Below are 21,282 nucleotides of genomic sequence, written 5' to 3' on the forward strand. Positions count from 1 at the left end.
GCCTTCGTCCGGTCGGCCACCGAACAACGGCATAGAGGTATTTGCCGAAAATCCTAATTGTCGACTTCGCGACAAGGGATCGAGCGGGCATCGGGACGTCATCTTCGGGACAGGCATCAAGAAACGGTCGCGTTGTCGCTTGACAGGCGTGGCCTATACATTGAAAAAGCGATGCATCAATTGTCCCGCCTGCGCCAACAGCACGGAAATCCCCTCGTGGTCAAACGAAGCCTCGCGACGATCCACGTCGCCGGAACGGTGCTGTGTCTGGCGCTCGGTCTGGCCGGCTGCACCGCCGAACCGCCGCAGGTCACGACGGCGCCCTCGGCGGAAACGGCCTATGTGCCCGACCCGAACGATCCGCTGTCGCGCTGGGTGCCGCTGATCCGCGAGGCGTCCCAGCGCTACGACATGCCGGAGAAATGGATCCGCGCGGTGATGATGCGCGAGAGCAACGGCCGCGCCACCACGAGCAGCGGCAAGGTGCTGACCAGTTCCGCCGGGGCCATCGGCCTGATGCAGGTGATGCCCGGCACCTACGAGCTGATGCGGACGCAGTATGGGCTCGGGCCCAACCCGGCCGACCCGCGCGACAACGTCATGGCCGGCACCGCCTACCTGCGCGAGATGTACGACCTGTTCGGCGCGCCCGGCTTCCTGGCCGCCTACAATTGCGGCCCGGCCTGCTACGCCCAGCATCTGGCCGGGCGCCAGCGGCTGCCGCGCGAGACGAAGCTCTATCTGGCGGCCCTGACCCCGGTTCTGCGCGGATCCTCGCCGCGGGAGGCGTCGCAGGCGGCCGGCTTCGGCGCCATCGAGGTCGCCGTGGTGCCGGACGACGCACCCAAGCCGCGCGGCGGCCAGCAGGCGCCGCAACCGGCACCGCAGCGGGCCGAGCCCGCACCCGCACCCGCACCCATCGTCGTTGCCTCCGCCGAAGCGCCGCCGTCCCGCGCGGTCGAGCCGCGGCGGATGGAGCCGCGCCCGGCGGAAGCGCCTCCGGTCCTCGCCGCGGTTCCTCCCCGGATTCCTGTCCTGGCCCCGGTGGCCGTGGCCTCGCTGCCGGCACCGGCGGCCCCGGTCGCCAAGCCGGTGCAGGTCGCCAGCATCGAACCGCCGCCGGCCCCGTCCATCCACCGCGTCAACCCGCAATTCACCACCCAGGTGGCCGAGGCGCTGCTGCCGCCGGACTCGGTGGGCAAGGGCGAGCGCGTGGTGATGCGCTTCGTTTCGCAGCGCGCCGACGGCTGCGGCAGCCTCGCCGGGCGCGACCGCGCCTGCGTGACGCTGGCGAGCGGGGCGGGGATGTAGGGTACGGGCATGGGATGGCTTCGGAGGCCGGCCATTTTCCCATCCGTACATTTTTCGCGCTCTTGCCTTCGGAGTTGATCCGTATCACTTACGGCTCGCATCCGCCCTGGCATAAAGATGTGATGGACCGGTCCGCACACACATCCAGCCCATACCCTCCCTGCGCGTGCTGCGGCGAAGAGGTTCTGCTCGGCGAGCCCATGTACTGGACTCCGGAGAGGCCGGGGCGCGTCTGGCACGATCTGTGCGCGCGGAGGGAAGGGCTGCTGCCGCCCCTGCCCAAGCCGACGCGCGGCAAACGGCGCAGCCCCAGGTCGCCCGCCGCCGAATCGCTGTTCTGAGCGGAATCGCCGTTCTGAAGGTTCCGGCGCCTCCTCCGAAACACCGCGCATGATGGAAAAGGGCGGTTTCCCGCCCCATTCCGTCTGCCATCCCGACCGGCCCCCCGTCACTGCCCCGGCAGCGGCGCCTCGGGATGGACGAGCCCGGCCGCGCGCAGATCCTGCCAGAAGGCGGCGGGCACCGTCTCCTCCAGCGCGGCGCGGTCCTCGGCGATGCGGTCCGGCCGGCTTGCGCCGGGTATGACGGCGGCGACCGCAGGATTGGCAAGCGCGAACTGGAGCCCGGCGGCCTTCATGCTGATGCCGTGGCGGTCGGCCATCGCCTTGATGCGGGCCACCTTGTCGAGAATCGCCGGGCTGGCGGGCGCATATTCGAAGTTCGGCCCGCCGACCAGAGCGCCCGAGCTGTAGGGGCCGCCCACGACGATGCCGAGGCCGCGTTCGACCACCTTCGGCATGACGCGCTGCAACGCCCGGCCGTGGTCGAGCAGGGTGTAGCGCCCGGCCAGCAGGAATCCGTCGGGGCGTGGCCCCTCCAGCTCGAGCAGCAGCTCGATCGGCTCGACCTTGTTGACGCCCAGGCCCCAGGCCCCGATGACGCCCTCGTCGCGCAGCCGGTCGAGCGCCTTGAAGGCGCCGTTGCGCGCGCTTTCGAACATCGCCAGCCACTCGTCGCCATAGAAATCCTGGGCGACGTCATGCACGAAGGCGATGTCGATGCGGTCGGTCTTCAACCGCTTCAGGCTGTCCTCGATCGAGCGCAGGGTGGCGTCCGCCGAATAATCGTTGACGATCCGGTTGGGGCGGCCGTGGCGGAACACGTCGCCCTTCTCGCCCTGGTCGCGGGCGCTGACATCCTCGACCTCGTCGAGGATGACGCGGCCGACCTTGGTGCTGATGACATACTCGGCGCGCGGTCGGCCGGCGAGTGCCTCGCCCATGCGGAGCTCGGCGAGGCCGGCGCCGTAGAAGGGCGCGTTGTCGAAATAGCGGATGCCGTCGTTCCAGGCCGCCTCGACCGTCGCGAGCGCCTCGTCCTCGGGGATGGCGCGGAACATGTTGCCGAGCGGCGCGGCGCCGAAGCCAAGCTTGCCGGGCAGGATTTCCTTGATTGCCATGGTTTCTTCCTTTGGTGGGGTTGGGTGGCGACCGGCTGGGATCAGCCGACCCGGACCGGATCGAGCGCCGGAGCGCTCCGCTCGGCGATGCGGGCGGGGCAGTCCCGGAAATGGGCCGTCTCGCGGTGGACGGCAACGGCCGCGGCATCGACAGGGAGCTTGTCGGGCACATGACGACGCCGGCCCGGCCGATGATGCCCTGCGTATTTCGTCGCAGTGCCCGCACAGGTGGTTGCTTGAGGTGCCCGCTTCTCCTAGCGTTGGTCGCTTGGGCAAACGACATAACGACAGGCAAGGGGGGCACCGCGATGGATGAGGGCGAGACGGTCGTCGGAGGCGAAGCGCAGGACAAGCCGAGGAAGAAGCGGAAGGCGCCGAAGCTGAAGGATCTCGGCCTCGGGGTGCCGGCGACCGGCGGCGAGGTGTTGCGCGACGCCAAGGAGAATGCGGCCATCGAGGCCCATTGGCGCGATCTGGCCGGCGCCAAGCCGCCGAAGGGTGGTGGCAAGCTCAAATATGTCGACGAGCTGGCCCGGCTGCAGTTCGAGCTGATCAAGCTGCAGGAATGGGTGCGGCTGAACGGGCTGAAGGTCTGCGTGCTGTTCGAGGGGCGCGACGCCGCCGGCAAGGGCGGTGTCATCAAGCGCATCACCGAAAGCCTCAACCCCCGCGTCTGCCGGGTCGTGGCGCTCGGAACCCCGACCGAGAAGGAGCGCGGGCAATGGTATTTCCAGCGCTATGTCGCGCAGCTTCCCGCCAAGGGCGAGATCGTGCTGTTCGACCGCAGCTGGTACAACCGCGCCGGCGTCGAGCGGGTCATGGGCTTCTGCACCGACGAGGAGTATCACGAGTTCCTGCGCGCCTGCCCGGTGTTCGAGGAGATGCTGGTGCGCTCCGGCATCATCCTGGTCAAATACTGGTTCTCGGTCAGCGACGATGAGCAGGAGAAGCGCTTCACCGAGCGCATGCGCAATCCGATCAAGCGCTGGAAGCTCAGCCCGATGGATCTCGAATCCCGCAAGCACTGGGTCGAGTATTCCAAGGCCAAGGACGTCATGCTGGAGCACACCGACAAGAAGCTGACGCCCTGGTACATCGTCGACGCCGACAACAAGAAGAAGGCGCGGCTGAACTGCATCCATCACCTGCTTCAGCGGATCCCCTACCAGGACATCGCGCCGGTGGAGCTGGAGCTGCCGCCGCGGCAGGGCGACGACGGCTATGTCCGGCCGAAGAAGTCGAAGCAGAACTGGGTCGAACAGGTGTATTGAGGGGCCGGCTCAGGGCCTGGGCCGCCCGCCGGTCCGGCGGGTGGCTCACACGCCACCCGCCGCCGTCATCCGCTCCTGGAAGACCTCCTGCAACTGCGTGAGGAAGGCGCGGACGGCAGGATTGGCGCGGCGGCTTTCGGGCCACAGCGCGGTGACGGTGTGCCGTTCGACGGCGAACTCCATCAGGATCGGCACCAGCTCGCCCCGCGCGACATGGGCCGCCACGACGAAGTTCGCGGCGATGCCGATGCCGCCGCCGGCCACGAGCATGGCGACGACCGCGTCGCTCACATCGGCGACGATTCCGGACGGCGGCACGATTTCGACCTCGCGGCCGCCGATCCGGAACGGCCAGCGGAACGGCTGGCCCGTGCTCTGGTAGCGCAGGCTGACCGTGTCGTGCCCCTCCAGCTCGTCCGGGTGCCCCGGCGTGCCCCGCGCGGCGAGGTAGGCCGGCGACGCATAGGCGCACAGCCGGTGGGGGGCCAGCCGGCGCGACAGCAACCCTGAGTCCGGCAGGTCGCCGATGCGGACGGCGACGTCGATGCCCTCTTCGACGATGTCGGTCATCCGGTCGTTCAGCCGCAGATCGACGGTCACCGCGGGATGGAGCTTGCGGAAGGCCGGCAGCGCCGGTGCGATCACATGAACGCCGATGGGCAGCGACGCCGCGATCCGCAGGGTGCCCGACGGCTCGGACCGCGCCGTCCTCGCCGCCTGCTCGATATCCTCGGCGTCGCGCAGCAGCCTGAGCGCACGTTCGTGCAGGTCGCGCCCCTCCGCCGTCAGCGTCAGCGCGCGTGTCGTCCGCGTGAACAGCGAGACGCCGAGATGCCGCTCCAGCCGCTGCACGCTCCGGCTCACCGCCGAGGGCGAGATCGCAAGCGACCGCGCGGCGGCGGTATAGCTTCCCAGCGAACCGGCACGGGCGAAGGCGATCAGGCCGGTCAGCCGTTCGAATGCCATCTGTTCCTTCATGGCATCAGTGAAGCAACATCGGCGCCCATTATCAACCCTGCGGCAGCGGATTACATGGCTGTGCGAACGACGGTTCCAACAACAGCCCTGCGAGGTCAGAGTGAGCGACACCATGAAGGCGATCCGCCAGCACGCATTCGGCGGCCCCGAGATGCTGGTCTGGGAGGATGTCCCCAAGCCGGAAGCGAAGGCGGGCGAGGTGCTGGTCCGCGTCCACGCGGTCGGCATCAATCCCCCCGACTGGTACCTGCGCGACGGCTACAGGGCGCTGCCGCCCGACTGGCGGCCGCAGGTCTCGTTCCCGCTGATCCTCGGCACCGACATTTCGGGCGTGGTCGAGGCGGTCGGCGGCAACGTCGAGGGCTTCGCGGTCGGTGACGAGGTCTATGCGACGGTCCGCTTTCCCGGCGATCTCGCAGGCGGAAGCAAGGCCTATGCGGAGTATGTCAGCGTCCCGGCGTCCGACCTCGCGCCGAAGCCGGCCGGCATCGACCATGTGCAGGCGGCGGGGGCGCCGATGTCGGTGCTGACTGCCTGGCAATTCCTGGTCGAGCTGGGCCACGGCGAGCCGAACCCGTTCCAGCCGGACCCGCACCGGCCGGTGCCGCTCGACGGCAGGACGGTCCTCGTCAACGGCGCCGCGGGCGGCGTCGGCCATCTGGCGGTCCAACTGGCGAAGTGGAAGGGCGCGCGGGTGATCGCGGTCGCCTCGGGACGGCATGGGGCGCTGCTGCGCGATCTCGGCGCCGACGAGGTCATCGACTATACCAGCTCCGCCCCCGAGGAGATTGCGCGCGACCTCGATCTGGTCGTCGATGCCGTCGGCGGCGCTCCGGCGGCGCGCTTCCTGCGCACCCTGAAGCGTGGCGGCGCGCTGTTCCCGGTCTATCCGCTGGGCTTCGCCGGTGCCGGGGAGGCTGCGGCGCTGGGCGTCACCGTGTCGACGGCGCAGGTGCGTTCCAGCGGGGCGCAGCTTCGGGAGATCGCCCCGCTGCTGAGCGACGGGACGATCCGGGTGGTCATCGACAGCACATTCCCACTGGCCGATGCCGCCAAGGCGCATGAGCGCGCGGCCCGGGGGCATATCCAGGGAAAGATCGTGCTGACCGCCGGGTGAGCCGGCAGGCGAAGCCGGCTTGACCACCGGTTGCGCCACCGGTTGCGCAACCGGCGCCGTGGCCTCCGCCCGGATCGGCCCGGTTCAGCGCGTGGCCGTCCGCAGCCGGTCGAAGCTGGCCCACACGCCGTCGGTCCCGTCCCATTGGCCGCTGGTGGCGCCCTTGGAATATTCGGTAGCGCGCTGCTCGAAGAAGTTGGCGTGCTCGACCCCGTTCAGGATCTCCACCAGCCAGGGCAGCGGGTGCGGCTTGACCGGCTCGTAGCCGCCGTCGACCGGCTTGAAATAGCCGTAGAGCGTCGGCAGCCGGAGCTGGGTCAGCCGCCAGTCGGCGACATAGTGGACATAGGCGCGGATGTCCTCGGGCGTCATTCCCTTCACCGCGCCCAGGCCGAAGGCCAGCTCGATGAAGCGCTCCTCCAGCCCGACCATGGTGCGGCAGACGTCCAGGATGTCGTCGCGCACCGACGGCGTCATCGCGCCGGTCTCGCGGTTCCATTCGTGGAACAGCCGGACGATGCCTTCGCAATGCAGGCTCTCGTCGCGCACCGACCAGGTGACGATCTGGCCCATCCCCTTCATCTTGTTGTGGCGCGGGAAGTTCAGCAGCATGGCGAAGCTGGCGAACAGCGCCATGCCCTCGGTGAAGGCGCCGAACATCGCCAGCGTGCGCGACACGTCGGCCACCGTGCCGACCCCGAAGCTGTGCATGTAGTCGGCCTTGTCGCGCATCTCCGCATAATCGCGGAAGGCGGCGAACTCGGTCTGCGGCATGCCGATGGTGGTCAGCAGCAGGGCGTAGGCGTCGATGTGGACCGTCTCCATGTTGGTGAAGGCGGCCATCATCATCTGCACTTCCAGCGGCTGGAAGATCGGCATGTAGCGCTTGAGATAGTTGTCGCTGACCTCGACGTCGCTCTGGGTGAAGAAGCGGAAGATCTGGGTCAGCAGGTTGCGCTCGCCGTCGGTGACGCGCTCGGAGGTCCAGTCCTTGATGTCCTCGCCGAGCGGCACCTCCTCGCCCATCCAATGGACCTGCTGCTGCTTCTTCCAGTAGGCGTAGGCCCAGGGGTAGCGGTCGACGTTGTAGGCGGCCGAGCCCTGCAGCAGCCCGACGCGGCCGGTGCCGATCAGGCTGACGGGATCGAGGTGGAGAAGCGAGGTCATGGGGCGGGGATCCGTGATGGCGACGGGGAAGGCGGGCGGACCGAAGCGGGACGGCTCACTGGCATTATAGGACGGCGACGAGCGTAAACTGTGTGTTGGATAGCTTTCGCATCCGTGCCTTCACCCTATTCCATTAAGCCAAGTTGCCGAGAGGGCGTAAACTTATGCGACCGTGCGCTGCACCGACGCTGCTAAAAGGATACGGTCAGTTTACGACTGCGACAAGCGCGATCCGATCGCCAGAGCGTGCTAAGGGGCGTTGCCCCTCGCGCCTCCAAGCGCCGTCTACGGCAGACCGGGCCGCGTCCGCCGCATGGCCGTGGGCCATGCGTCCGCCGCAGCCTCGGCCCGCTCGACGGCGCTTTCCGTTGCTACCCCCAGTCTCGCCGACGGGCAGGCGGTCAGGCACAGCCTGACCGCCACCCTCGACTACGCCGCCCGGCGCCGCTCCATGGCCGCATCGAGGTCCAGGGCCTGCATCCGGCGCCACGCGCTCGGCGGCGCGGCAGCGGCCCGGGCGACGAGGTCCTCGTCACCGACAAGGACGGCCGTCATCCTTGCGCGCGTGACCGCCGTGTACAGCATCGCCCGGTCCAGCAGGCGAGAGCGGACGATGGGGATGATGACGCGGCGGAAGGCGGAGCCCTGTGCCTTGTGGGTGGTGACGGCCCAGCCCCTCAGAACGCGGTCCAAGTCGTTGCGGCGGATCTCGGCGGTCGTGCCGTCGTCGAACCAGGCTTCGGCCCCGGCGGCCGTCGCCCGAAGCAGCACGCCCAGGGCACCGTTCATGATGTCGACGACGTCTTCTTCCCCATCGTCCCGCACCCGGCCGGTGCGGTGGTCGTAGGAATTCTTAGTCCAAAGAATCTTTGACCCGACATGGAATCCCCAGTCGTGGATCGCCGGTTGGTTCACCATCCACCGACGCTCGACGGCATCGCCAACCTCGGCGACGCCCGCGGGGCCGTGCTTCGTCATGCCAAGGATTTGCACGTCGGCCTTGTGCAGGCGCTGGACGGCCCCGCGGTCGCCTGCCGCTGGCGGCGGCCCCGCGAGCGCGCCGAACGCCTCCAGGACCTTCCCCGCCACGTCCGCTGACCCGCACGGGAGGAGGAAGACACCTTGCCGGTCCGCCGCTCCGGGGTCGAACGCCTCCAACCTCGGCAGGTGCCCCTCACGGATCCCATGCGCGACCTGTGGGATGCCCGATGCCCCGTCCTGCCGATGGGGGACGCGCAGCGCGACGCGGGGAACACACGAACTCGCCGCGATCGCCGCGGCCGGGTTCCCGGCCTTGATGGGCGGCAGCTGGCCGATGTCGCCGACAAGGAGGATGTCCGCCTCGGCGGGCGTGGCCGTCAGGAGCAGCCAAAGGTCCGGCGTGCTGACCATGGAGCACTCGTCCACCACCAGAAGCCCGCGGCCGAGCTTGAAGCGCCCGTGCTCCAAGTCCTTGAGGAAGCGGTAGATGGTCATGGCGTCGCCGCCGGTCGCCTCGCGCAGGCGCTTCGCCGCCCGGCCGCTCAGCGCCACCTGGGCGTAGTCGCCTCCCACGGCCCGGCGCGCCGCCCTCATGACCGCCTGGACGATGGTGCTCTTCCCGGTCCCGGCGCCGCCCGCGATGGCGGCCACCCCGGAAGTGAGCGCCATGAAGACCGCCTCCCGCTGCTCCGGCTCGAAGCGGATGCCATTCTCGCGCTCGACCTCCGACAGCACGGTCGCAATGATCGCGCGGTCGACCGGCTGCCGGGGGCGCAGGAGGCGGTCGGTGATGGCCTCCTCGATCTGCCGTTCCATGTGCCAAGGCGCCCGTGCCTGGTACCGTCCGGAGCCGAGGTCGATGAGGTCGCCGACCTCCACCGCCATCTTCATCGCGGCCTCGGCCATGGCTGCCGCCCCTCGGCCAAGCATCGCGCGGACGCGGGGCAGGAGGTAGGTGCCGGTCACCACGGTGTGGCCACCGAGGTTGCTGTGCTCGGTCGTGCGGAAGGCCCTGGAGGCGGCGACGTCCACCGCCGACAGGAGCCGCCGCCGGTCGGTCGGGAGCACGCCGCTGGCGAGCGCGGCGGCATCGACCTTCGCCCAGGGTTCAATGAGCGTCATCAGGTAGGGGTTCTCACGGAACCTTGCGCCTGCCTGGGCGCCATACAGGGCAACCGCCGTGTTCGCCGCCCTGCCGTCCAAGCCAAGCCCGTCGAGATCCTCAAGGGCGGTGACCTCGTCGAGCAGGAGGCCGAAGGCGTCGATGATGGAGGCCGCCTTGGGAATGTCCAGCACCGCCGCCAGCGCCTCGACGTCGCGGCGGCGGATCGCGTCGTAGAGGCCGGTGCCGAGAGCATCCCAGAGGCGCTCGGCGTAGCCCACGCCGACGCCCTTAATCCTGGGATTGCGCGCGATCCAGCGGCGGATCGCGTCGCCCTGCGGTGCGAGCGGGGCTGCCCAGTCCGCGACGATGTGGTCGGCCATCTCGTCGCGTTGCCGCTGATGGTCGAAGACGGGATGACCCTCGATGCGCCCGGTAACCCGCCAGACCTCTCCCTCGACGGGTTCGCGCGGCAGGACACGGGCGTGTATCCGCGCCCGCATCAGCTTGCCGCCCTCCGCGTCGGGGTCGCGCCCGATCAAGATGCCGCCGCCGAACCCTGCGGCGTGGAACGAGGTGACCTGGAGCCGTGCGGTGACGACCGTCACGGCATCCTCCCCGTCTCGGCCATGAGGCGTCGCACGGCGCGCAGGCGCTCGTTCTCGCTGCGCAGCTGGGCGTTCTCGGCCCGCAGGCGCATTACCTCCTCCTCCAGCGACTTCGTGCGCACGTCGGAGCGCGCCTTCGTCTCCTGCTGGATGCGCGCCTCGGCAAACGCCGTCTGCGGGCGATGGGTGTCGGCTTCCAAGCCCAGGGCCGTGGTCGCCTCGTCGAGGATCAGCTTGGCGGCCTGGTTGGCGTAGAACACGCCGCGGTCGAAGCCGCAGGCTGAGGCGATGACGGAGAGGTTCGGGCGGCCATCCCGCGCGGGGAGTCCACGGCCTTCCTCCTCAAGGGCCCTCAGGTAGCTCTGGAGCCGCCTGACGTTGTCCTCGCCCTTCAGCACACCCCTCACGGCGTCCTCCCGCCAGACGCGGACTTCCCGCCGGTGCCGCGGTGCATGGTCGGCAGTTCAGCGTCGAGCCGCTCTGGCGACAGTCCCGACCGGGCCGCGTTGTGCGACCACCGAACGAACCGCTCGAGGAGGTCGCGGTTCTCCTGCTCGAGGCGGGCGATCTCCGCCCGCAGCCTCGCGATCTTGCGGTTGGCCTCGGCGATGGCGGCGTCCCCGAGGCTGTCGGCGCCGACAGCCTCCCTGGATTCCGCCAGCCGCTTCTGCGCCGCCTCCCACGCCCCGATGATCCGTGCCTGCTTGTGCATGGCGGGCTTGGTGTAGAGGTGGCCGACCTCCGTCGCCAGCACCGCGAGGTAGCGGGCCCACGTCAGCTTTCCGGTCCAGCCGTCCAGGAGGCGCACCGCCTTCTCGATGTCGGCCTCGGTCAATCTCGGCGCGCCCATCAGACACCTCTTAGCAAAGCGAGTTCATCCCCCGGCACCTTCTCGTCCGCGGTGTCTGGGGCAACAACGTCGCGGACCTCGGCTGCCAAGCCGGTCTTCGCCTGCGGCCGTCGCGGCGGCGGCAGGGTGATCAGGGTGCCGTCCGGGGTCGCAGGGTCAAGCATGCGCCGGATCGCCGCCGCCCACCGCACCTCCTTCTCGGCGTGGATCTTGAGCCATCGTTCGACACCCGGCTCGCCGTCATCGAGGGCACGGCGACAGTTCGCGAGGGCGCGCTGAGTGATCGCCAGTTGGTTCCTGGCCTCGGCAAGATGTCGCTCGTCGCCCTTGATGAAGGTGTTCTCGCCGCAGTTGATGCAGTTCTTGTCCTTCGGGCAGGGCGTCAGGGCGTAGTTGTGGCGGCACAGGCCGAACCGGGTGCTGATGACCGAACCAAGTTCTAGCCGGAGAGCAACGTCGTGGCTGATCGCCTCTTTGCGAGCGCGCCCCGCGACTTTCTCCTCCAGCGGCCCGACGATGCGGATCTCCCTGGGCGCCCGCTCGCCCATCCTCAGGAAAGCGTCGATGAACGCCTCCTGCGGGATGTGGTCGTACCATGCGTTCTGGGAAACCTTCTTCCGACCCGACCAGAACGCGATGAGAGCCTGCGACAGGTGCTTCGACTGTGCGAGGGTGTTCAGCAGATGACGCGGCTGGTGCGTGTTCAGCTTCCACGGCTTGCCGGTGTCCGGGTCAACCAGCCCATGCCGTTCAAAGATGGTCTGACCCGCGGGCTTCGAGCCGAGCTCGTGCTTGACCTGGCTGTAACTGATCAGGTCGGGGACGTATTCCTCAGTGTCTCCAAAGCCCCTGAGGATGTTCCGGGGAAGGCAGAACAGGGCATCGCTCGCCTTGAGATCGTGCTTTTTGTCCGCAAAGGGGAAGCCGTTGGGCAGGACGGACGCGACGTACCGCTCCACGGAGGCAAAGGTGTAGAGACTGACGCCCTTGCGTGACGTCATCACCTCGGTCCCGGTCCTGGCTGGGTTCTTGGTCCTGTCGCCTGTCGCTTCAAGCGCGCGGTCTAACACTGAACCCGAGGTGATCTCGCTGCTCTTCCCCAGGATCTTGGCGATCTCCCATCTGGTGAGCGGCTGCCCGCGCAGGTGCTCCCACCCGGAAGGGAGGAACAGTTGACCTGGGTTGTCCTCATACCACTTAGCCGCCGTCCTGGCCTGGGCACCCAGGACGGTCAAGCGCCGCACCGCTTCTCGCGCAATCTCCGCCCACTCAGCGGTCGTGGCGAACTTCGTCATCGGCTCTCCGCCCTTGAGCGGGCGCCAGGAGATGCCGTAGGTGCCATCCATCTCGGTTTCGCATCCCGCCGGGAGCGTCAGGATCTCATTGACCCGTGACGGCGCGAACATGCCGAGGGCGAACCAGGCGGTCACAACCACGTCCGGCACATAGTCGCTGGTGTGGAACACGCCTGCCAAGTCGAGCACGCACTTCAGGTGCGGCAACTTCTCGACGCCGTCGTGGTCTCCCTCTGCCATGTTCACGCGATCGTTCCGCCGCGCGCCCTGATACTGGAAGGGATTCCTCCAAAGCAGGTGGGCCTTCGAGAGCCGGGCTGTATTGACGAGCTCCAGAGCGAGGCGCTCCAGGAATCTGCCGAAAGACCATTGGTCCGACAGGTCAGCACGGATGATCTCCGTCGCATGGTCGAGCACGGTGGGAGTGAGGTGGATGATGTCGGGTGCCTTGCCGAGGTCTCGAAATGCCTTCTCCACGCACCGCAACACGGTCAGGAACTTCGACGGGGAACTGTTGGCCGTCGTACGCATGAACTCAACGACCAGCGCCCTCGCTTGGTCGAGGAAAGGTTGTGCGAAATCGACGGCGGTCGGGGATCGCACACCCTTGCGCCTCGTTTCGTAGGTCGTGAAGTGCACCACGAGACCGACCGGGTTCTGGCCGCGCCCCGCGAAGAAAGGGCGCAGGTCCCACGAGGCAGAAGACCACTGAAGGCTGCCAAACCCAGCGGTGAACCAGCGATACGACTTCGCGTGCTCGATGAACGCATCCACGTTCTGCCGGGCCGTCCGATCCTCAGCGCCGACGAAGGGAACGATGACGGCCGTCAAGGTGCAGTTCCCCCATGTGCAGCATCCCGCTCGGCAATGATGCCGTGAACGGCGCTGATCTGCTCGAGCGTGATGAGCTTGATGCGGTCCTCCGTCTCGGTCTTCAGATCCTCCGTCAGAACCTGCAAGAGGTCCTCCCAGGGCGCCTCCCTGAATGGCTCGAACTTCCGGCAACCCAGGCAGGCACGAGGAGCATCCTGGTGGCAGTTGGCCTTCGTGCCGCAGGCGCCGAGGGAATGGCCCATGAGATGAGCGAAGTCACGGATAACGGCACTCGCATCGCCTCGTCGGGTCGCCTCGTCCAGGCCGTTGATCAGGCGCCCTTGGAACGCCTGCGCCAGGAAGCTCATCTCCGGTCCCAGGGCATCCTTGATGGGCTTCTGAAGCATGGGCATGGCTGCCCGGTAATACTGGATGCAATGCGTGGTGCGGTGCGTCAGCAGGCGGGCGACCTCATGGTCGGAGGCCCCCAGCGCCAGGGCCCGGGTGCCGAGCGTGTACCTGAAGCGATAGGAGAACACGGGGATCGGCCCCTTGAGCCGGGTCGAGTAGGTCTCGACGCGAGCGAAGACGGCTGCGATCCGCTTCGCGATCTGCTGGGAGTTCTCGCTGAACAATGGGGTTTCGGGTGCGGAGCCCCGTCGTGTATCGGAGGCCAGGTAGCGCAGGAGGACTTCGGCCAGGACGATCGGCGCCTTCCGCTTCCACCGTTCTTTGACGACGGCTTTTTCGCCCTTGGCCAGCGGGATGCAGAGGGTCACCTCCTTGCCTTCGGGGCCGTCGTTGATGAGCACGTCACCGACCGTCGTTCGCGCGATTTGGACCGGGCGCACGCCGGTGCCGATCAGGAACCAGACCAGTGCCCAATCCGGGAGGGACAGGCTGCCGTTCTCGTAGGCGTGGTTGATGCCTTCTTGGATGCTCTTCAATTCCTGCTCAGTGAAGGCGCCCCTCTCAGGATCGTTTGCCATCAGGGCGAAGTACCAGCCGTTTCCCTTTTCCTCCCATTTCTCCGGCGACTGGAGGAAATCCTTCACATCCTGCTCAAGACCTGGGAGGCCACTCTCGACCCAGTGGCCAAGCACGGCTTGCATGAACGCCCAACTTGCCAAGCCGTAGTCCTTCGGCCACGTCTCGAGATCCTGAAGTGTGAGGGTGGTAGAAGTTTTCTCTTTCCGTGAAGCAATATCACGGGCCAATCGCCCCGCATAATACGTGCAACGATCAGCGTAAATAGTAGAACGAGTTCTCAACAACATAATTAAGATTGTTGTTAGAGACTGATGCCATACGCTGCCTTCCGATCGCCACGAAAAATCAAACCAGAATGGCCTGATATCGCTAGTTACTACAGTCACACCGTCGAGATTTATGAGAACGTTCCGCCCGTCAAGCAAACGAACATCAATAGATTTTTGAATTTTATGCTCAGCTGATATGTTCATTTATTATCTTCTCGCGACGCTGATCTCTTCGGAGCATTCGGGACGGACATGCTATCCATCATTTTCTCGGCGATCTGATCGGCCTTTCGCTTGGTATGACGCCGGGCGTAGCGAGCCCCCATCGAAGACTCCCCTGACCATCCCTGGAGACGGTTGCGCATCTTCACCTCCTCGGAATGGCTGGGGCGCTCATTCTCTGGAAGAGAGTCGATGGTCGCGCTGAAATTGTCGTTCCAAGACCGGCGAACGGTGTGCGGCGCCATGAAGTCAGGGACACCCCCAACCTGCTCGCGAACACGCTCGAACACGCGGTTCATGGCCCTGAGAGACAGATGGCGACCATGTTCATCAGTGAAGAGGTGGCCGCGCCGTCGAGCCTCCTTCGGGAGCTTGGACCAGTGATGCTCGATGAAGGCGTCAAACGCCTCAGCCGTCTTCGGGGCGATCGGCACGGTGCGCGCGATCGTCTTGGAAACGTGGATCTCGAAGCGGCGTGCGCCGTACTGCACGTGGTCCGCCTTGGCTTCGCGAACCTCGTGGCGCCGAGCGCCGGAGTCAAGCAGAAGGCGCCAGAGCAGGTAGTTGCGAGACTGAACGAAACCCGGCGTGAACGGGTTCTCAGGCGCTCCAGGGACGAGAGCCTCCTCGATCCGGAGAAGAACGTCCCGACCGACACCCTCCAGCGCCAGTTCATCGTCAGACCGCGGTGTGGTGCGGGGTGCCAGTTGCCGAAGCCGATTGATAACCAGCGGGCCGAGTGTACGAAGTTCCTCCGATGCGCGTTGCTGACGCTCAAGAGAGCCGATCCGCCTGTTGAGGTGCCACTCGATGTACGCTGCCACCCACCGGACACGCGCGGCAATCTCGGCAGCATCGACCGAGGTGCGCTCCGGCCGCTTGAGCTTACGTGGGTGAGGGCGGACAGATTCGATGCTGACGACTTTCGGTGCGCGAGGTGCCTCAGCATCCCGCTCGACACGCCGTTCCTGATCGGCCGCCGTGAGACCCAGGAAATCGGCAAGATCCTCGGCGTCCTCGATACTGAGAAAGTCGCCGTGCGTCAGGTCATGATCGATGTCGCGCGCCTTGCCCAGGGCCCACAGCACCACCATTCCGAGCGTCCGCAGAACCTTAGCTGTAGTGTTTGGCGCCTTCGCAGCGTTCCGATACTCGGTTGTTGCGTACACGTTGGGCCAAAAGAGCGGCATGCCCTGCCGGTCTACGAGGACCGCCAAGTCCTCGCCTGAGCGAGCCTTAAACCTTCTGACCTGGAATTGGGACATGTTTACGCTTCGCCCGACGTCCTAACATTGCTATGCGGACAGCGTGGCAAAGTTTACGGATAAAGTCAACTTGACAGCGCAGAGAAACCCACACAAAGGTTCCTCTGCGGCTGCCGAAGTTTACGATATCAGGATAGGTCCTGCTACTGGCAGGCGAGGCATTCCTCGTAGTCGGTGCGCGGCACCTGCAGGTCTGCCTTGTCCGCCGCACGCTCCTTGCCGGCGAAGGCGGCGCGCTGCACCGACTTGGAGCGGCAGTAGTAGAGGCTCTTCAACCCCTTTTCCCAGGCGGTCCAGTGCAGCATGTGCAGGTCCCACTTGTCGATGTCGCCCGGCAGGTAGAGGTTGATCGACTGGCTCTGGCAGATGAAGGGCGTGCGGTCGGCGGCGAACTCGACGATCCAGCGCTGGTCGATCTCGAAGGCGGTGCGGAAGACCGCCTTCTCGTCGTCATCGAGGATGTCGAGATGCTGGACCGAGCCCTCATGCTCGATGATCGACTGCCAGATCTCCGGCCGGTCGGCGCCCTTGGCGGCCAGCAGCCGTTCCAGATGGGGGTTGCGCACCGGCATCGAGCCGGACAGCGTCTTGTGGGTGTAGATGTTGGCCGGGATCGGCTCGATGCAGGCGCTGGCCCCGCCGCAGATGATGCTGATCGAGGCGGTCGGCGCGATCGCCAGCTTGTGGCTGAAGCGCACCATCATGTTGCGCTCGGCGGCGTCGGGGCAGGGGCCGCGCTCGTGGGCCAGCAGCACCGAGGCGGCGTCGGCGTCGCGGCGCAGCTTGCGGAAGAAGCGCAGGTTCCACGCCTTGGCCACTGCGCTTTCGAACGGCACGCCCCGCGCCTGGAGGAAGGAGTGGAAGCCCATCACCCCCAAGCCCACCGAGCGTTCGCGCATCGCCGAGTAGACGGCGTTCTCCATCCCCTCCGGCGCCTCTCCGATGAAGCGGGTCAGCACATTGTCGAGGAAGCGCAGGACGTCCTCGACCAGCCCCTCCTCGCGGTTCCACCCGTCCCAGGTCTCCAGGTTCATCGAGGCGAGGCAGCACACCGCCGTGCGGTCGTTGCCCAGATGGTCCCTGCCGGTCGGCAGCGTGATCTCGCTGCACAGGTTTGAGGTGGAGACGCGCAGGCCGAGGTCGCGCTGGTGCTTGGGGAGCGCCCGGTTCACCGTGTCGCCGAACAGCAGGTACGGCTCGCCGGTCTGCATGCGGGCCTCCAGGATCTTCTGCCAGACCTGGCGCGCGTTGGCATGCTTCAGGACGGCGCCGCTCTTGGGGCTGATCAGGGGGAAGGGCTTGTCGTCGCGCACCGCCTCCATGAAGGCGTCGGTGATGACGACGGCATGGTGCAGGTTCAGGCTCTTGCGGTTGAAGTCGCCCGAGGATTTGCGGATCTCCAGGAACTCCTCGATCTCCGGATGGTGGATGTCGAGATAGACGGCGGCCGAGCCGCGCCGCAGCGAGCCCTGGCTGATGGCGAGCGTCAGGCTGTCCATCACCCGGATGAAGGGGATGATGCCCGACGTGCTGCCGTTGCCCTTCACGGCTTCGCCGATGGACCGCACGCCGCCCCAATAGGTGCCGATGCCGCCGCCGTTGGACGCCAGCCGGACGTTCTCGTTCCAGACATCGACGATGCCGTCGAGCGAATCCGGGACCGCGTTGAGGAAGCAGGAGATCGGCAGCCCGCGCGTGGTGCCGCCGTTGCTGAGGATCGGCGTCGCCGGCATGAACCACAGGCGGGAGATGGCGTCGTAGAGCCGCTGGGCGTGCGCAGCGTCGTCGGCATAGGCGGCGGCGACGCGGGCGAACAGATCCTGGTAGCTCTCGCCCGGCAGCAGGTAGCGGTCGTCCAGCGTCGCCTTGCCGAAGTCGGTCAGCAGGGCGTCGCGGCTGCGGTCGATGCGGATGACGGAGGGATCGGGCGGCGTCCAGCTCTGCACCGGCGCGCGGCTGACGCCGTGCCGGTCGTCCAGGCGATCCGGTGCCCTGCGGGGGAGCGTCAGCAGGTTCCCGTGACGGTCGAAACCGCTGGCGAGCTGCTGGGCGAGCTCAGGGGCATACTCCTGGGCAAAGTCTGGGGCGTGGGCCGGCATCCGTGATCCCTTGTTCCTGTGCGGCGGGACGGCACGACGGCACGGCATGCAGGCATCGGGCGAAAGCGCCACGGGCGAACACGCGCACCACCGGGTCACCCCGCCCGTGGACGTTCATCTGGTTACGGCAGGTCTCCTGGCTCGCGGGTCGTCGCGGCTTCGTCCGGCCTTCCCGGCGCGGCCCCTGAACATCAGGTTGGCACCAGTGACCCTGAAACGACGAAACCGCTCTCCGCTCACAGTTGCGGGGGCAGCGCCGGCCTGACCGCGCTTGCGCGGCGGCACCGGCTTCCCTCTTAGCCCCGTATCTTGTCGGACACGAGGACCGTAACGCTAGATACGGTAGAGCCTGGCCGTGCGGGCGTCAAGCTGGAAGTCCTTGCCGCCCGTCGCGCCCCAACCCGGTGCAGCACGCCGCCTTCGTCGCCGCCACCTGCAAATTTCCGGCACTGCCGACGCCAAGTGGCGTGCACCCCGGGATCAGGTCGCACGGCAACTCACACACGCTTTTCCTGTCTGCCGCTGAACCGATCCGGGGCGCAGTCCCCCGGGCCAGCGACTGCGGGGCTTGTCCGGCGGTCGGGCAATTTGCAATATACGCAGACCGATTTCGTAGATAACCGCTGAGTTTGTCACGTTTTGCGAAGCGGTTTCAGCGGATCGGCGAATTTTGCAAATAAGGTGCTGGGCATGGCCAAGGCGTTCATGGGGGTGCGGCTGCAGCGGCTGCGCGAGGAGAGGGGGCTGACCCAGACGGCACTGGCCCGCATCCTGGAGATCTCGCCGAGCTACCTGAACCAGCTCGAACGCAACCAGCGGCCGCTGACGGTGCCGCTGCTGCTGCGGATCAACGCCTCCTTCGGCATCGACGTGCAGCTCTTCTCGGAGGACGAGGAGGCGCGGATGGTCGCCGACCTGCGGGAAGCCCTGTCGGAAGCCGGAACCGGCGAGGCCATTGCGATCGCGGAGATCAAGGCGCTCGCCACCAACATGCCGGCGGTCGGCCGGGCGCTGGTGGCGCTGCACCGGCGCGGGCGCGGGCTGGCGGAACGGCTGGACGCCCTGGCGGCAGGGGCGATCCCGGCCGGGCCGGGCAGCGCCCTGCCGGCGATGCCCTACGAGGAGGTGCGCGACTTCTTCTATCGCCACCACAATCACATCGCCGCGCTGGACGAGGCGGCCGAACGGCTGTTCGCTGGGGCCGGGCTGGAGATCGGGGCGGTGGACCGCGGGCTGGAGCGGCTGCTGGCGGATCGCCACGGCATCCGTACGCTGGTGACCGACGACGCGGGCATGCCGGGGGGAGCGCTTCGCCATTTCGATGCCGCCGACCGGATATTGCGGGTCGCCCGGTCGCTGGACCCCGGCCGCCGCGCCTTCCAGATGGCGACGCAGCTCGCCTTCCATCGGGAGGCGGAGCTTCTGCACCGGCTGGTCGAGGAGGGACGGTTCTCCGGTCCGCAGGCACGTGCGCTCGCCCGCATCGGGCTGGCCAACTATTATGCCGGGGCGGTGGTCATGCCATACGAGGCCTTCCTGGAGGTGGCGGAGGCCGTGGCCTACGACATCGACCTGCTGGGCCAGCGCTTCGGCACCGGCTTCGAGACGGTGTGCCATCGGCTGAGCACGCTCCAGCGGCCGGGGGCTCCCGGCGTGCCCTTCTTCTTCGTCCGGGTCGACCGGGCCGGCAACATGTCGAAGCGCCAGTCCGCCACCAGCTTCCACTTCTCGCGCGTCGGCGGAAGCTGTCCGCTGTGGAACGTCTACGAAGCCTTCTCGGCGCCCGGCCGTGTGCTGACGCAGCTGGCGCGCATGCCGGACGGGCGGGCCTATCTGTGGATCGCCCGCAAGGTGGTTCACGGCCGCAGCGGCTTCGGCGCCCCGTCGAAGAGCTTTGCCATCGGGCTCGGCTGCGACATCCGGCACGCCGGACGGCTGGTCTACTCCCGCGGGCTGGCGCTCGGCGATCCGGACGCCGCCACGCCGATCGGCGCCGGCTGCAAGGTCTGCGAACGCCCGGCCTGTCCGCAGCGTGCCTTCCCGCCGGTCGGACGCACCCTGGCGGTCGACGAAAGCCTCAGCCGGTTCGAGCCGTATCCGGTATCCGCCTCCCCGGCCTGATCGGGGAACCCCGGCCCGGCATTGGTCGGGGCAAGGGAGCAGGCCGGCGCGGGGGCAATCTTCGCAGATTTCGCCGATTTGCAGGATCGGCCCGGCAAAGCTTCGCCTTTTCAGCCCTTTTCCGAACAGGGGCAGGTTCCGATGATGCGGGCATCCAACAGGCAGATCTCGCACAGGGAACACCCGATGACCACGACCGCGCCCGAGACCACGGCACCACTCCCCTTCAAGCCCAAGAAATCGGTGGCGCTGTCGGGCGTCACCGCCGGCAACACCGCCCTCTGCACCGTCGGCAAATCGGGCAACGACCTGCATTACCGGGGCTACGACATCCTCGACATCGCCGAGCGCTGCGAGTTCGAGGAGGTGGCCCATCTGCTGGTGCATGGCAAGCTGCCGACCTTCGCCGAGTTGAAGGCCTACAAGGCCAAGCTGAAATCCCTGCGCGGCCTGCCGACCAACGTGAAACAGGCGCTGGAATCCCTGCCGGCCTCCGCCCACCCGATGGACGTGATGCGCACCGGGGTGTCGGCGCTGGGCTGCGCGCTGCCGGAAAAGGACGACCACAACATCCCCGGCGCCCGCGACATCGCCGACCGGCTGATGGCCTCGCTCGGGTCCATGCTGCTCTACTGGTATCACTGGTCCACCAACGGCCGGCGGATCGAGGTCGAGACCGACGACGAGTCCATCGGCGCCCATTTCCTGCACCTGCTGCACGGGCGCAAAGCCTCGGCGCTGTGGGAGCGGGCGATGCACAGCTCGCTGATCCTCTATGCCGAGCACGAGTTCAACGCCTCGACCTTCGCCGGCCGGGTCATCGCCGGCACCGGCTCCGACCTGTATTCGGCGGTCACCGGCGCCATCGGCGCCCTGCGCGGCCCCAAGCATGGCGGCGCCAACGAGGTCGCCTTCGAGATCCAGAAGCGCTACGACAGCCCGGACGCGGCGGAGGCCGACATCCGCCGCCGGGTCGGGAACAAGGAGGTGGTGATCGGCTTCGGCCACCCGGTCTACACCGTCTCCGACCCGCGCAACGAGGTGATCAAGGGCATCGCCCACAAGCTGTCGGTGGACGCCGGATCGACCCGGATGTTCGACATCGCCGCCCGGCTGGAGGCGGTGATGTGGGAGGTCAAGCGGATGTTCCCCAACCTCGACTGGTTCAGCGCCGTCAGCTACCACATGATGGGCGTGCCGACGGCCATGTTCACGCCGCTCTTCGTCATCGCCCGCACCTCGGGCTGGGCCGCCCACATCATCGAGCAGCGCATCGACAACAAGATCATCCGCCCGAGCGCCAACTATGTCGGCCCGGACGACCGCGTCTTCGTCGCCATCGATCAACGCCAGTAAGGCGGACG

At 67.4% G+C, this 21,282-nt stretch carries 16 protein-coding genes and 1 riboswitch; of the genes, 5 read left to right on the plus strand and 11 right to left on the minus strand.

Features of this window, described 5'->3' with window-relative positions; translation table 11 throughout:
* Positions 1-216: 216 nt before the first annotated feature.
* On the plus strand, positions 217-1,311 hold the full coding sequence (locus tag ABMY26_RS18630) for a lytic transglycosylase domain-containing protein (RefSeq protein WP_372398667.1): 1,095 nt from the start codon (positions 217-219) through the stop codon (positions 1,309-1,311).
* Positions 1,312-1,759: 448 nt separating this feature from the next.
* On the opposite strand, the gene ABMY26_RS18635 is transcribed toward ABMY26_RS18630, so the two are convergent.
* Positions 1,760-2,770, minus strand: a complete 1,011-nt coding sequence (locus tag ABMY26_RS18635) for an aldo/keto reductase (RefSeq protein WP_372398668.1) — start codon at positions 2,768-2,770, stop codon at positions 1,760-1,762.
* A 41-nt stretch (positions 2,771-2,811) separates the two neighbouring features.
* Positions 2,812-2,940 carry a hypothetical protein gene (locus ABMY26_RS18640; RefSeq protein WP_372398669.1) on the minus strand — a complete coding sequence of 43 codons (129 nt, stop codon included), beginning with the start codon at positions 2,938-2,940 and terminating at the stop codon, positions 2,812-2,814.
* 138 nt (positions 2,941-3,078) lie between these two features.
* Here ABMY26_RS18640 and ppk2 point away from each other — a divergent pair, with 138 nt between their 5' ends.
* The gene (gene ppk2, locus ABMY26_RS18645) at positions 3,079-4,041 is read left to right on the plus strand and encodes a polyphosphate kinase 2 (RefSeq protein WP_372398670.1); all 963 of its coding nucleotides are present in this window, start codon (positions 3,079-3,081) and stop codon (positions 4,039-4,041) included.
* A 45-nt stretch (positions 4,042-4,086) separates the two neighbouring features.
* Here ppk2 and ABMY26_RS18650 read toward each other — a convergent pair whose 3' ends face one another.
* Positions 4,087-5,007, minus strand: a complete 921-nt coding sequence (locus tag ABMY26_RS18650) for a LysR substrate-binding domain-containing protein (RefSeq protein ID WP_372398671.1) — start codon at positions 5,005-5,007, stop codon at positions 4,087-4,089.
* A 112-nt stretch (positions 5,008-5,119) separates the two neighbouring features.
* Here ABMY26_RS18650 and ABMY26_RS18655 point away from each other — a divergent pair, with 112 nt between their 5' ends.
* The gene (locus ABMY26_RS18655) at positions 5,120-6,136 is read left to right on the plus strand and encodes an NADP-dependent oxidoreductase (RefSeq protein ID WP_372398672.1); all 1,017 of its coding nucleotides are present in this window, start codon (positions 5,120-5,122) and stop codon (positions 6,134-6,136) included.
* A gap of 84 nt (positions 6,137-6,220) precedes the next feature.
* Here the strand turns inward: ABMY26_RS18655 and ABMY26_RS18660 are convergent, their stop codons facing one another.
* The 8 genes from ABMY26_RS18660 to ABMY26_RS18695 form a co-directional block, all read right to left on the minus strand.
* Positions 6,221-7,303: a ribonucleotide-diphosphate reductase subunit beta gene (locus tag ABMY26_RS18660; RefSeq protein ID WP_372398673.1), complete on the minus strand. Its 1,083-nt coding sequence runs from the start codon at positions 7,301-7,303 to the stop codon at positions 6,221-6,223.
* Between the two features lie 429 nt (positions 7,304-7,732).
* Entirely contained in the window at positions 7,733-9,994 is a 2,262-nt protein-coding gene (locus ABMY26_RS18665) for an AAA family ATPase (RefSeq protein ID WP_372398674.1), read from the minus strand.
* The gene (locus ABMY26_RS18670) at positions 9,991-10,392 is read right to left on the minus strand and encodes a DUF6262 family protein (RefSeq protein ID WP_372398675.1); all 402 of its coding nucleotides are present in this window, start codon (positions 10,390-10,392) and stop codon (positions 9,991-9,993) included. The genes ABMY26_RS18665 and ABMY26_RS18670 overlap by 4 nt, the downstream gene beginning before the upstream one ends.
* A gap of 5 nt (positions 10,393-10,397) precedes the next feature.
* Positions 10,398-10,844 carry a hypothetical protein gene (locus ABMY26_RS18675; RefSeq protein WP_372398676.1) on the minus strand — a complete coding sequence of 149 codons (447 nt, stop codon included), beginning with the start codon at positions 10,842-10,844 and terminating at the stop codon, positions 10,398-10,400.
* Entirely contained in the window at positions 10,844-12,970 is a 2,127-nt protein-coding gene (locus ABMY26_RS18680) for a hypothetical protein (protein WP_372398677.1), read from the minus strand. The genes ABMY26_RS18675 and ABMY26_RS18680 overlap by 1 nt, the downstream gene beginning before the upstream one ends.
* Positions 12,967-14,082 (minus strand): hypothetical protein, encoded by a 1,116-nt coding sequence (locus ABMY26_RS18685; protein ID WP_372398678.1) that lies wholly within the window; start codon positions 14,080-14,082, stop codon positions 12,967-12,969. Before ABMY26_RS18685 ends, ABMY26_RS18680 begins: the two co-directional genes overlap by 4 nt.
* A gap of 329 nt (positions 14,083-14,411) precedes the next feature.
* On the minus strand, positions 14,412-15,527 hold the full coding sequence (locus ABMY26_RS18690; protein WP_372398679.1) for a tyrosine-type recombinase/integrase: 1,116 nt from the start codon (positions 15,525-15,527) through the stop codon (positions 14,412-14,414).
* 314 nt (positions 15,528-15,841) lie between these two features.
* Positions 15,842-17,797 (minus strand): ribonucleoside-diphosphate reductase subunit alpha, encoded by a 1,956-nt coding sequence (locus tag ABMY26_RS18695; RefSeq protein ID WP_372398680.1) that lies wholly within the window; start codon positions 17,795-17,797, stop codon positions 15,842-15,844.
* A 108-nt stretch (positions 17,798-17,905) separates the two neighbouring features.
* Positions 17,906-18,142: riboswitch (cobalamin riboswitch) on the minus strand.
* A 345-nt stretch (positions 18,143-18,487) separates the two neighbouring features.
* On the opposite strand from ABMY26_RS18695, the gene ABMY26_RS18700 reads away from it, so the two are divergent.
* Together ABMY26_RS18700 and prpC are read left to right on the plus strand one after the other, a co-directional pair.
* The gene (locus ABMY26_RS18700) at positions 18,488-19,918 is read left to right on the plus strand and encodes a short-chain fatty acyl-CoA regulator family protein (RefSeq protein WP_372398681.1); all 1,431 of its coding nucleotides are present in this window, start codon (positions 18,488-18,490) and stop codon (positions 19,916-19,918) included.
* Positions 19,919-20,104: 186 nt separating this feature from the next.
* Positions 20,105-21,274, plus strand: a complete 1,170-nt coding sequence (prpC, locus tag ABMY26_RS18705; RefSeq protein ID WP_372398682.1) for a 2-methylcitrate synthase — start codon at positions 20,105-20,107, stop codon at positions 21,272-21,274.
* Positions 21,275-21,282 lie beyond the last annotated feature (8 nt).

Origin of the sequence: Azospirillum sp. HJ39, assembly GCF_041507355.1 — a bacterium.
GTDB classification, from domain to species: Bacteria; Pseudomonadota; Alphaproteobacteria; order Azospirillales; family Azospirillaceae; genus Azospirillum; species Azospirillum thiophilum.